Source organism: Gordonia prachuapensis (genome assembly GCF_036350515.1).
Taxonomy (GTDB): domain Bacteria; phylum Actinomycetota; class Actinomycetes; order Mycobacteriales; family Mycobacteriaceae; genus Gordonia; species Gordonia prachuapensis.
In genome coordinates, this window is the sequence record NZ_JAZDUE010000006.1 from 25,308 (window position 1) to 37,640 (window position 12,333).

Here is a 12,333-nt window from a genome sequence, read left to right on the forward strand (position 1 = left end):
CTTCAGCTCGAGGGACCCTCGATCGACACGAGGACGAACTGTCGTACCCGACCGGCGACCGACGCGTTGCAGGTCGAGTGCAGCGGATCGGACATGTGCTCGGCGAGGGTCACCTCGATCGGTCCACGCGGGCCGTCGAGCACCACGTGGATGCGGTGTTCGCCACGCTGCACGTCCAGCGGAGCGAGCGCGTCGATCCGGTCGTCGCCGGTGGCGCGGCGCACGAAGTACTGCGCGGCCTGCACCGCATGCGGCAGAGAGGTACGCCCCCGCAGCAGCGCGTTGTCGAGGCGCCCCTCGGTGTAGAGACGAATGATCTCTGCCGGATCGTCCGCGGAATCCACTGCCCCATAACACAACCCGTGTGGAAGCACGAGCATCGTGGCGGCGAACCGGTCCCCACCCAGGTGCGAGCATTCCCATGTCCACTCCGGGTACGCGGCTGCGATCGCCGAGGTGGCGGCGCGGCCACGCACCGCGCAGCACTGATCGTGCTTACCGTGCGCGCACACCGCCACGACCGGGTCGGTGACGAGTTCGCCGTCGGAACCGTCGAGGGCCAGATCGAGGTAGCCCTCGGCCGATGTCACCTCCCCGCGGTACACGGCCTCGGTTCCCGGTCGTGCGTCGACGATGAACCACCGCCACCGTGGCGACGTCGGACGTCGGCCGGGGCGTCGGATCGCGACGATGCGCATCGCCTCGGTCTCGACGCGGCGGACGACCGCACGTCCCAAGGCCGGGTCGATGATCTTGGGCGACTGCAGGAACGCCGACGGCCCCCAGGCGCCGCACAATTCGAGTAATACCCAGCGAAACCCCGCCGAGGCGGTGCCGTACATCGGGTCGTCGCGATCGCGGGCCTGATCGCTGCACGGACGCAGGTCCGTCATCCGCGCCCGCCCGGCGACACGTGCCCCGCACCCTCATGGTCCACCGGCACGACGACCGCCTCGCGCAGCAGCCTTCGCAGCAGGACCGTGCCGTCGGCGGTGTCGAGTCCGGGCAGCGAATCCGGCCGGACGGGGCGCCCGGTCCGGATGATGTCGAGTGCGTTCGCGCAGGATGCGGGGAAGGTGATGGTCCGGTCGGCGAGGATCAGTTCGACGCGCGCTGCGCGGCGACGCAGCGACCCGATGAGTCCGGCGCGCCACGCGACGGTCGTGGTCGCATCGATGTCGGCGATCGTGTCGAGGGTCGCCAGCGGCGGTACCGCAACCGGTCTGGTCCGTTCGGCGTGGACCCGCGCCATCCGAGCGGCGACGCCGTCGGCGAGATCGTCTGAGCGCGTGCGCATCACGTCAACGATGGACGACATCACCTTCGCCGCAACGGCGGAGGTCTGATCGGCATCGGCCAGATCGAGGGCGAAGGGCAACGACTGACGCATGGCAGCATCGTCGCCGAGTTCCTCGACGACGGCCTTCAGGACGTCGTGGGCGGTGACAGGTGCGACGCCCACCGTCAGGTGGATCGACGTCTCTCCCATCGCTTGTGCCGAATGCACCCAGCCGCGCGGCAGATACAGGGCGTCCCCGGGCATCAGCACCGTGTCCAGAAACGCTGGTTGCTGCGCTCGGTTGTCGATGGCAGCCCGGTGCTCCGTCCACGGCTGACCGGTCAGGGGGTCGGGATGCACCGGCTCATGCACGAGCCAGCGCTTTCGACCCGAGATCTGCAGGACGAAGACGTCATGGACGTCATAGTGCGGGTCGAACCCGCGGTTGTCCGGCGGGGTGATGTAGGCGTTGGCCTGCACCGGATGTCCGACGTCATCTACGAGTCCGCGCACGAAGTCGGTCACCGGCGGCCACAAGCGATGCAATCCCTGCAGCACGATCGTCGACCCGTCAGCGAACCGCGACATAACCTTTGCGGAGTCCACCTGATCGGTGACCTCCGCCCCGAACCCACCGGGTCCCAGGTACCAGTCCCGGGCCAGCAGGCTGCCGTCCTTGGCCATCCTGATGAACGGTGCACGGACGCCACGTTCGGTGAGCAGTTCGTCCACGGCCTGCGGTGACAGCAGGTCGTCGAAGTCCCGTGGTAGCAATGCCGAGCGGCTGAGCAGCGGGCGCCGACCCCAGTGCTCGCGGGCGAAGACGTCGGCATCCGTCGAGATGCAGCGGCTCAGCATCGCGTCGCGCTCACGCGGTTCCGTCGGCCCCTCCGTCATGCCCCTCCGGGTTCGAACCACCGTCTGCGGGTCCTTCACCGGCGTCCGCGGTGCCGTCGGCGCCACCGTCATGCCCCTCCGGGTTCGAACCACCGTCGGCCGGTCCTTCACCGGCGTCCGCGGTGCCGTCGGCGCCACCGTCGTGCCCACCGGGGTTCGAGCCGCCGTCGGCGACCCCTTCCCCGCCGGCGTCGGAGGTGGTGATGTCGTCGTCGTCGAGTGCCATCGGTCATCCTTTCCTCTGAGGAGCCATGCGGGATGCGACTCCCCTTCCACTATGGGCACTATGGCATCGGCCCGCCGCGGATTCGACAGACTGTTCCACCGCCGCGGGCGCGACGCTGCCGTCACCCGCTTCGGATGATTCCCCGCCGTCGGCCCCGGCAAACATTCGGTCCGGGTGGTTTCGCGCGTACCGTTACGTCGATGAGAAAGTGGAGTGTCCTGCTCATCCTGTGCGCCGCACAGTTCATCATGGTGCTGGACACGACCGTCATGAACGTGTCGGTGTCCAGTGTCGTCGACGATCTCGACACGACTCTCACCCAGGTCCAGCTGGCGATCACCCTGTACACACTCGTCATGGGGTCGTTCATGCTGTTCGGTGGACGACTCGGCGACCTGTTCGGCCGCCGACGGGTGTTCGCGGTCGGTCTCCTCGTCTACGGCACCGGTTCGCTCATCACCGCGTTCAGTCCGAACATCGGTGTGCTGCTGTTCGGTTGGTCGTTCGTCGAGGGGGCCGGGGCGGTGCTCGTGATGCCCGCGATCATCTCGCTGACCGCGGCCAACTACGACGGCCGCGACCGTGCGACCGCGTACAGCGCGCTGGGTGGAATCGCTGCGGCGGGCGCGGCCGCGGGCCCGCTCATCGGCGGGTGGGTCACCGAGACATTCACCTGGCGTGTGGTTTTCGCCGCCGAGACGGTGGTGTGCATCATCGTCATCGCCTGTGTGCGGGTGATAGCGGACACCAGGCCGTCCGACTCCCGTCGCCTCGACTGGGGCGGTACCGCGCTGTCGGCGATCGGCCTCGGCCTGATCGTCATCGCCCTGTTGCAGGCCGGTAGTTGGGGTTTCATCCGACCGTCCGGCGCCCTCACCATCGCGGGCACCGAGATCACCCCGTTCGGATTCTCGGTGGTGCCCTTCATGATCGCCGCCGGGATCTTCGTCCTGATCGGGTTCGTCGGATGGGAGAATCGGGTCATCGACCGCGGGGGCACACCGCTGATGCACCCGAAGCTCCTGCGGACGCTGCATCTGCGGAACGGTCTGGTGATGCTGATCGCGCAGCAGACCATCATCGGCGGCATGTTCTTCATCATCCCGATCTATCTGCAGTACGTGCTGCTCAAGGACGCCTTCGACACAGGTCTCACGTTGGCGCCCATGTCCGTCGCGATGCTGATCGCCGCGTTCGCCAGTCCGAAACTGGCTGCGACACAGTCGCCGCGACGAATGGTGACGATCGGACTGATCCTGGTCATCGTCGGCTCGTGCACGTTGGTGAGCACCATCGATCCGCAATTGGAGAGCGTGCCGTTCGCGATCGGGATGGCGGTGTTCGGTGCCGGGTTCGGTTTCATCGCGTCGCAACTCGGCAACGTCATCATGTCGTCGGCGAGCGAACGCGACCGCGGCGAGGCGGGTGGGCTGCAGGGCACCGCCCAGAACATCGGTACGTCGGTGGGTGTCGCGATGCTCGGCGCGCTGTTGGTGGCCTCGTTGAGCGCCGGCTTCAATCAGGCGGCGCAGTCCGATCCGGACCTGTCGGCGCAGACCAAAAGTCGCATCGCCCAGGCATCCGAAGACGGCATCGAGATCATCAGCATGGACCAGCTGGAATCCGTGGCCCAGGAGAACGCGATCCCGGAGGCGGAGGTGCAGACGCTGGTCGACGGCTACGTGGACGCCCAGATCTCCGCGATCAAGGGTGCCATCCTGTTGGTGATCTTCCTGGGCGCGATCGGCTTGGTGATAGCACGACGGCTGCCGCGGATTCCGGGCGCCGAACTCGGCGATCCGAATCCCGACGGCAGCCGCCGAACACAGGATGCGTGAGGTAGTTCAGCTTCCGAGGATCTTCGCCTTCTGCGCCGCGAACTCCTGCTCGGTCAGAATGCCCTGCTGATACAGCGCCCCGAGTTCCTTGAGTTGCGCGATGGGATCCTGCGCGGGCGCCGCGGCAGCCGGTGCGGGAGCGGGGGGCGGCGGCGGAGGTGCGGGCGCCGCAGCCGGTTGTGCGTACCGCTGCTGATTGTCGTATTCCTGCTGTGCCCAACGGTTGGCCTGCCGCCGTGAGACGCGGTTGCTGACCGATGTGGCGGTGCCGGCGATGACCGCGGTACGTGCGGCCGCGCGGATGAGTCCGGGCATGGTGTTCTCCTTCGTGGATGTCGGTGGTGGAGGCGGAGCGGCCGTATGCGCGCCGCCCCGCCGGATCAGGCTTCCGCGGCCTCGAGGGCTTCGACGAAGGCGTCCATCGGGATTCGGCCCGACGCCACCATCTGGGCGCCGTTGCGGCGCAGGGCCGACGCGAACGGCGCCGCCCAGGCGTTCTCGTAGACGAGGATCGCCGCGGCGGTGCCCGGCTCGAGCACCGATGCGGCCTCGGCGAGATCGTCGTCGCCGATCAACGAACTCGCCGCGCCGTCGAGAACCTCGAAATCCACTCCGAGTTGGTCGAGTTCGAGCTCGACCAGCGTTCCGTCCTCACCCTTCTGGACGAAGGCGAGGTCGATGATGCGGATGATCCCCCGATCGACCAGTTCAACGAGGTACGGGATCGCCTCCCCGGTCGGCTGCTGACCGCTCCACTCCAGCACTATGTAATCGATGGGTCCGATGTCCTGAACGACTTCTTCGGTCATGACGGCTTCCTCGCTGCGTCGCGATTGACAAGGTGAGGGCCGATCGTCGCATGACGCAATGCACGACCGTCCCGACACGATCGTAGTGGGAACCGACGAAACCTGGTGCGCTTACCGGAGGTCCACCACCTCGTCGTCCGGGGCGTCGTCATAGAGCTTGGTGATCTGCTCGGCGTACTTCGACGCGATCGGCTTGCGCCGCAACTTCATCGTCGGAGTCAGTTCGTCACCGCCCGGGTCCCACGCGACCGGCACGATGGTGAACCGCTTGACCTGCTCGACCCGCGACAGCTTCTGGTTGCCCTCGCGCACCGCAGCGGTGATCTCGTCGACGATCTCGCGCCGGCTCGACAGGGTGGCCATGTCCGCATCGGGGATGTTGAGATGCTTCGCACGGGCTGCGGCCGCATCCGGGTCGAGCACGATCAACGCCGAGATGTACGGCTTGCCGTCGCCGATGGCCACGACCTGACCGATCAACGACGACGCCGCCTTCATCGCATTCTCGATGTTGGTGGGCGACATGTTCTTGCCCGACTCGTTGATGATCAGTTCCTTCTTGCGATCGACGATGGTGACGTTGCCCTCGTCGTCGATCTTGGCGATGTCGCCGGTGGCCAGCCAGCCGTCGGCGTCGATGGTCTCCGCGGTCTTGTCGGGCTGTTTGCGGTACCCGCGCATCACCACCGGGCCACGGATGAGCAACTCACCGTCGTCGCCGAGTTTCGCCTCGACACCGGTCACGGTCTTGCCGACCGTCCCGATCTTCAGGTTCTCCGACGTGGTCATGGTGGACACACCCGTGGTCTCCGACATACCCCACACCTCGAGCACGGGGATGCCGAGTCCGAGGAAGAACTCCAACACCTCCGCCGGGATGGCGGCGGCACCCGACCCGGCGAAGTGGACCTGGTCCATGCCGATCGCGGTGCGCACCTTGTTCAGGACCAGTTTGTCCGCCAGCCCGTGCTGGAGTCCATCGACACGGCCGGGAGAGCGGCCCTCGAGCTGCGCACGCGCGGAGGCGGCGCCTGCGCCGAGCGCCCACGCGGCGAGGTTCTTCTTGACCGGGCTCGACTCCTCGGACATCTTCGCCTCGATGCCGGCGCGGATCTTCTGCCAGACGCGCGGGACGCCGAAGAAGAAGGTGGGCCGCACCTCCGGCAATGCGGCGGCGATCTCCCGTGGATCGGGCACGGTGGTGATCTGGATGCCGCGCACCATGTTGGCCGCGTGGGAGGAGACCCGGTCGGCGATGTGTGCGGCCGGCAGGTAGGAGATCACCCTGTCGTCGAAGCTCGCCTTGACGTGCTTCTCGAGGGCGGCCAGCTCGGCGATGATGTTGCGGTGGGTGATCTCGACGCCCTTGGGCGGGCCGGTGGTGCCCGATGTGTAGATCAGGGTGGCCAGGTCGTCGGGCTGCACGGCCTTCCACGCGGCCTCGAAGTCGAACCCCTCGGGAGCTGCGGACTGCTCGAGGTCGGCCAGCGACATCGCGTCGCCGGACGAGCCGTCCACCACGATCGTCGTGGTCACATTGGTGTTGGCCGCCTTGATCGCCGGCAGGAACACCTGCTCCGTGATGACCACGGTGTTCTCGGCATTGCCGAACAGGTACTCGATCTGGTCGGGGGCGCTGGTGTTGTAGATCGAGAACGGAATCGCTCCCAGGTGCAGGGCCGCAGTGTCGATGAGGTGGAACTCCGGGCGATTGGTCAGCATGATGCCGACGGTGTCGCCGTGTCCCACCCCGAGCGCGGCCAGGCCGCGGGCGATCGCCTCGACCCGTTTTCCGTATTCGGCCCAGGTGATCTCCTGGATGCCGCCGACCGTCCGCAACGCAACAGCTCCGGGACGGATGGTGATCGACTGTTGAAACGCCTCAGGGAGCGTCGCGACCTGTGCGCCGCTCTCGTGCGGAAAGGTGATCAGTTCTGTGTGCGTCATGACCGGTGTCCTCGCTAGTCCCGTCTCGGTGGTCGGGATCACAGTACCCAGCGCGCAGCGCCCTGAACAGGGTTCGACGAGATTGGTAATCGGGAAGTAAAAAACGGTTGTCAGCGTGACGTTCTCGCGTCACGAACTCGTCGTCAGACGCTCACCGGGCGGGTCTCCCACGCGCCCCCGCCGGTCAACTCGAGAACCTCGGTGTGATGCTGGTCGGTGGTGCTGCGATGGCTGACCGACACCAGGATCATCTCGGGCAGTTCCTCCCGGATCAGGGTGTAGAGCGAGTACTCGAGACCCTCGTCGACCGCCGACGTCGCCTCGTCCATGAACACCACCTCGGGGCGGGTCAGCAGGATGCGCGCGAACGCCACCCGCTGTTGCTCCCCCGGCGACAGCACCTTCGACCAGTCCTCCTCCTCGTCGAGGCGATCCACCAAATGCGGTAGGAAAACGCGTTGCAGCGCGGATCTGATGGCGTCGTCGCCGACGTCATCGGGTGCGGACGGGTAGGCGACCGCGGTCCGCAGATCGCCGAGCGGGATGTAGGGGATCTGGGAGAGGAAGAGGGTGCGGTCGCCGGAGGGACGTGCGAAGTCACCGTCGATGAACGGCCACAGGCCCGCGAGACCACGGAGGAGCGTGGTTTTCCCGGACCCCGAACGCCCTTTGACAACGAGCGAATCGCCCGGATCCAGCGACAGGTTCAGGTCGTTGATCAGTTGATTGCCGTCAGGGGTGGTGATGTCGATGTCGGTGAGCCGAACCGCGCGATCTCGGTCGGTCGTCGACATGGCCGGCATCTCCCGCGACTCCCGGTTCGCCTTCTCCAGGCCATTGAGTCGGATCAGCGACGCACGGAAGTCGGCGAAGTTGTCGTAGGCCTCGCGGAAGAACGACAACGAATCGTGGACGTTTCCGAACGCGACGGCTGTCTGGTTCATGTCACCGAGGGTGATGGTTCCGGAGAAGAACCGTGGGGCCTGGATGATGTAGGCGAACACGACCGACGTCTGGTTGACGACGAAGTTCCACCCGTTGAACTTCAGCGTCCGGAACACGATTCGCCAGAAGTTGTGCACCACATCACCGAAGCGTGCCAACAACCCGAAACGCTCCACGCCCTCGCCGTGGTACAACGCGACGTTCTCAGCTCCATCGCGCACGCGCACGAGTGCATAACGGAAGTTCGCGGTCAATCGTTCACGGAGGAAGTACAACCGAATCAGCGGTCTGCCGATCCAGAAGGCGACGACCGTGGACACCAACACGAACATGTACACGAACCAGACCATCGCGCGCGGGACCTCGGTGCCGAGAACCGACATCGGGCCGCTGAGATCCCAGAGGATCTTCGTGAACGACACGATCGTGATGATCGCGGGGATGACCCCATTGGTCGACGAACCTCCGAATCCGAACACCAACTGCCTGCTCGACGAGGCGACGTTGGTGATGTCCATTTCGATCCGCTGGTCCGGGTTGTCGACTCCGGGCTGGATCGCGGAGTCGGGACCGTCTGACCTGCTGTCGACAAACCTGTTCCGGTAGAACGCTTTACCGCCCAGCCAGTCGGCTGTGGTCCGCGCCGTCATGTACTCGCGCAACTTGATCTCGAATGCGGCGCCCACGTACAGCTCGACCAATGTCCGCACGACGTGAACGGTGGCGATGATTCCGAAGATCCCCATGGCGGTCCAGAAGCCCGACTGACCTGCATCGAGTGCCGCCTGGTCACCGCTGGCCAGACCTTCGGCCGCCAACTGCAGCGACGCGAACATGTCGTTGCCCTGGTAGGAGAACAATACGGTCAGGCGGACGCCGGCAACGGTCAGGAAGAGCAAGACCGCGACCAGCGCCCAGGCCAGCACACGTGTGTGACGGTCGACAAAAAAGCCGCCGGCCACTCGCCAGTAGCCGCGGCCCCAGTTCGTGAACCTCGCCAATAGAAAACCGACCAGCAACAGGCCGACAAGGGAAATGCCGTAGACAATCCCGATCCACCGCAGGGAAGCCAGGAGCTCGCTGCCCCAGTCGATACTCTCGCCCACGCGTCCCCCTCCATGCACACCGCGGTATCAGCCGCCGATCGAAGATCGCCGAAGTGTAACCCGTGGGCGGGCTTCACACCCGGCAACTGCGCTGGGTCACGGCAACGGGCGCAGCACCACTCCTTGGGAGAGCGCCGATTCGGAGACGGTCTCCTGGAAGGCATCTCCGACGCGGACGACGTATCCTCCACGGGCGGACGGCACTTCGTCGGCGGTGAACGGCATCTCGCAGCGGCCGTCCTCGGTGCGCCGCGGACCCAGCGCCGTCGTGGCGAGATCTTCGCCGGTCTCGTCGTAGATGCGAACCGCGGCACCGGGAGTGATCTGCCCCTGGCCGGTCGGGCACACGACCACACCCCGGGCGGTGAACATGGCGGCGTTGACGGAGCCGATCCCGAGCGCGACGACCGCGACGGCGGCCAGCGCCAGTCCCGCGACGGCGCTGACGATGATGATCGGCGAGCGGGTGCGACGCTGCCAGGTGCGTTGCGGCCGCATGGGTCCCGAGGGCAGCCAGTACGCGGGCCGCGCGGGCGCATGGTGCGCGCCGTCGGGCCGGGGTGGCTCGGCGGAGGTCATGGCGACCAGTGTGCCATTGGCGACGAGATGTACCGGTGGCCGTGCTCTCGACGAGCTAAGCGACCACCGGACACGTCACTTCTTCGGCGGGAAGTACTTGATGAGCGCTTCCTGGACGACCGAGGTCGCGAGGGTGCCGTCACGCATCCAGAAGCGCCCGGACCCCATGCCGCGGGAGCCGGAGGCCACCGGCGACCGGGTGGCGTAGAGCATCCAGTCGTCGAACCGGAACTCGCGGTGGAACCACATCGAGTGGTTGACGGTGGCGGCGAACAGCCGGTCGATACCCCAGGAGAGACCGTGGGTGGTGATGATCGAGTCGAGCACGGTGGTGTCCGAGGCGTAGCACATGGCCGCGACGTGCAGGATCCGGTCGTCGGGCATCGCGCCGTCGGCCTTCATCCACACCCGGTTGTCCTTGAGCTTCTCTCCCGCGTCCCGCATCTTCCACGTCGGGTCGTTGGCGAACCGGATGTCGATCGGGTGAAGGGCATTGACGAACGTGGCGATCCGATCCTCGTAGCCCTTGAAGTGTTCGCCGAGCGGCGGCAGTTCCTCCGGGTACGGGACCTGCGGGATCTCGACCGCGTGCTCGAGTCCGGCCGCGTTGTCCTGGAACGCGACGAGCATGGTGAACACCTCGGCGCCGTCCTGCATCGCCGTCACCTGGCGGTTCGCGAACGCCTTGCCGTCACGGAACCGGGCGACGTGGTACTCCATCGGCTTGTTGACGTCGCCGCCGCGGATGAAGTGCGCGTGCAGTGCGTGCACAGGTGGGGTACCCCGGGTGAGCGTGCGTGACGCGGCGACCACGCCCTGTCCCAGCAACTGTCCACCGAACGTCCGGGCCGTCTTCTGCTCGGGGTGCTGCCCGATGAAGAGGTCGTCGTCACGCTGTTCGACGTCGAGCAGGGCGAGCAGCTTGCCGAGGTCCTCGGATTGTGCGGTCATGAGAGCACACCCTATGTGTTCGGGGTCGCGTCACCGAGCGCGGCTTGCGGCGGGCCCTTCGTGACGCATCGCTCGTTCCTCGCGAGGCTCCTCAGGGACCGGGGGTGGGGACGCCTCGCGAGGCTCCTCAGGGACCGGGGTGGGGTCTCGGGTCTCGATACGCCTCCTCGCTGCCGCTCGTCGGCTACTCGACCAGCGGAAGGGGAGCGCTCGGTGGCTACTCGGGCGGCCCTTCGTGACGCATCGCTCGTTCCTCGCGAGGCTCCTCAGGGACCGGGGTGGGGTCAGTGGTCCTGTTCGCCGATGCGGTGCACGTGGATCATGTTGGTGGAACCGACGGTTCCCGGGGGAGCGCCCGCCACGATCACCACGACGTCGCCTTCGTCGAGTCGCCCGATCTTCAACAGCTGGTGGTCGACCTGATCGATCATGTGGTCGGTGGTGTCTACGTGATTGACGATGAACGTCTCGGTGCCCCAACTCAATGCGAGCTGGCTCCGCACCTCCTGCATCGGGGTGAACGCGAGCAGTGGCAGCCGGGAGTGCAGTCGCGCCAGCCGGCGGACGGTGTCACCGGATTGGGTGAACGCCACCAGCGCCTTGACCTCGAGCCGTTCCCCGATGTCGCGGGCAGCGTAGGAGATGATGCCGCGTTTGGTGCGCGGCACATGTGAGAGCGGCGGCACGTCTCGCGGACCGGATTCCACCGCGTGGCAGATCTTGTTCATGGTGCGGACCGCGTCGATCGGCCAACTGCCGATCGAGGTCTCACCCGAGAGCATCACGGCGTCGGCGCCGTCGAGCACCGCGTTGGCGACGTCCGATGCCTCGGCGCGTGTCGGACGCGAGTTCTCGATCATCGACTCCAGCATCTGTGTGGCGACGATGACGGGCTTGGCGTTCTCGCGCGCCATCTGGATCGCCCGCTTCTGCACCAGCGGGACCTGCTCGAGCGGCAGTTCCACACCCAGGTCGCCGCGGGCGACCATGATCGCGTCGAACGCCAGCACGATCGCCTCGAGGTTGTCGATGGCCTCCGGCTTCTCCAGCTTCGCGATCACCGGAACCCGGCGGCCCACCCGATCCATCACCTCGTGGACGAGCTCGATGTCGGCGGGGCTGCGCACGAACGAGAGGGCGATCATGTCCACGCCCAGCTTCAACGCGAACTCCAGGTCGGCGATGTCCTTCTCGGACAGGGCCGGCACCGACACGCTCATCCCGGGCAGCGACAATCCCTTGTTGTTGCTGACCGGTCCGCCCTCGGTGACCCGGCAGACCACGTCGTTGCCGTCGACGGCGGTCGCGGTCAGGCCGACCTTGCCGTCGTCGACGAGCAGGCGGTCGCCGACGGAGGCGTCCTCCGCGAGCTGCTTGTAGGTGGTCGACACCCGGTCCGGGGTGCCCTCGACGTCGTCGACGGTGATGCGGACCTCGTCACCGGTCTCCCACATCACCTGGCCATTCAGCGCTCCGTCATCGCGGAACTTGCCCAGTCGGATCTTGGGTCCCTGCAGGTCGGCGAGCACACCCACGGCCTTGCCGGCGGCATCGCTGGCCTTCCGGACCCGGGCGTAGGTCTCGCGATGGACCTCATGGCTACCGTGGCTCATGTTCATCCGGGCCACATCCATGCCCGCTTCGACGAGCTCTTTGAGCTTCTCGTCCGAGCTCGTGGCCGGACCAAGGGTGCAGACGATTTTTGTTCGACGTGTCACTTCAGCCACTCTAGTCCGGTTGTCACGCCATCTCTATC

General features: G+C 66.5%; 11 protein-coding genes. 1 reads left to right on the forward strand and 10 read right to left on the reverse strand.

What is annotated here, in order from left to right:
• Positions 1-2: 2 nt before the first annotated feature.
• From V1Y59_RS08415 to V1Y59_RS08425, 3 genes are read right to left on the reverse strand one after another with little or no spacing between them, the layout of a single operon-like run.
• A complete protein-coding gene (locus tag V1Y59_RS08415; RefSeq protein WP_330504378.1) occupies positions 3-893 on the reverse strand; it encodes a ferredoxin family protein in 891 nt (296 codons plus the stop codon).
• Positions 890-2,137, reverse strand: a complete 1,248-nt coding sequence (locus tag V1Y59_RS08420) for a cupin domain-containing protein (RefSeq protein WP_330504592.1) — start codon at positions 2,135-2,137, stop codon at positions 890-892. The genes V1Y59_RS08415 and V1Y59_RS08420 overlap by 4 nt, the downstream gene beginning before the upstream one ends.
• A 10-nt stretch (positions 2,138-2,147) precedes the next feature.
• Positions 2,148-2,402, reverse strand: a complete 255-nt coding sequence (locus tag V1Y59_RS08425) for a BatC protein (protein WP_330504379.1) — start codon at positions 2,400-2,402, stop codon at positions 2,148-2,150.
• A 200-nt stretch (positions 2,403-2,602) separates the two neighbouring features.
• On the opposite strand from V1Y59_RS08425, the gene V1Y59_RS08430 reads away from it, so the two are divergent.
• Positions 2,603-4,240: an MFS transporter gene (locus tag V1Y59_RS08430; protein WP_330504380.1), complete on the forward strand. Its 1,638-nt coding sequence runs from the start codon at positions 2,603-2,605 to the stop codon at positions 4,238-4,240.
• Between the two features lie 6 nt (positions 4,241-4,246).
• Here the strand turns inward: V1Y59_RS08430 and V1Y59_RS08435 are convergent, their stop codons facing one another.
• The 7 genes from V1Y59_RS08435 to pyk form a co-directional block, all read right to left on the reverse strand.
• Positions 4,247-4,555: an SHOCT domain-containing protein gene (locus V1Y59_RS08435; protein WP_330434801.1), complete on the reverse strand. Its 309-nt coding sequence runs from the start codon at positions 4,553-4,555 to the stop codon at positions 4,247-4,249.
• A 65-nt stretch (positions 4,556-4,620) separates the two neighbouring features.
• Positions 4,621-5,049 carry a DUF6325 family protein gene (locus V1Y59_RS08440; protein WP_330434799.1) on the reverse strand — a complete coding sequence of 143 codons (429 nt, stop codon included), beginning with the start codon at positions 5,047-5,049 and terminating at the stop codon, positions 4,621-4,623.
• A gap of 111 nt (positions 5,050-5,160) precedes the next feature.
• Positions 5,161-6,996 carry an AMP-dependent synthetase/ligase gene (locus V1Y59_RS08445; protein WP_330504381.1) on the reverse strand — a complete coding sequence of 612 codons (1,836 nt, stop codon included), beginning with the start codon at positions 6,994-6,996 and terminating at the stop codon, positions 5,161-5,163.
• Positions 6,997-7,139: 143 nt separating this feature from the next.
• Entirely contained in the window at positions 7,140-9,047 is a 1,908-nt protein-coding gene (locus tag V1Y59_RS08450; protein WP_330504382.1) for an ABC transporter ATP-binding protein/permease, read from the reverse strand.
• 96 nt (positions 9,048-9,143) lie between these two features.
• The gene (locus tag V1Y59_RS08455) at positions 9,144-9,626 is read right to left on the reverse strand and encodes a hypothetical protein (protein WP_330504383.1); all 483 of its coding nucleotides are present in this window, start codon (positions 9,624-9,626) and stop codon (positions 9,144-9,146) included.
• A 75-nt stretch (positions 9,627-9,701) separates the two neighbouring features.
• Positions 9,702-10,577: an acyl-CoA thioesterase gene (locus tag V1Y59_RS08460; protein WP_330504384.1), complete on the reverse strand. Its 876-nt coding sequence runs from the start codon at positions 10,575-10,577 to the stop codon at positions 9,702-9,704.
• Between the two features lie 284 nt (positions 10,578-10,861).
• On the reverse strand, positions 10,862-12,295 hold the full coding sequence (gene pyk, locus V1Y59_RS08465; RefSeq protein WP_330504386.1) for a pyruvate kinase: 1,434 nt from the start codon (positions 12,293-12,295) through the stop codon (positions 10,862-10,864).
• Positions 12,296-12,333: the final 38 nt, after the last annotated feature.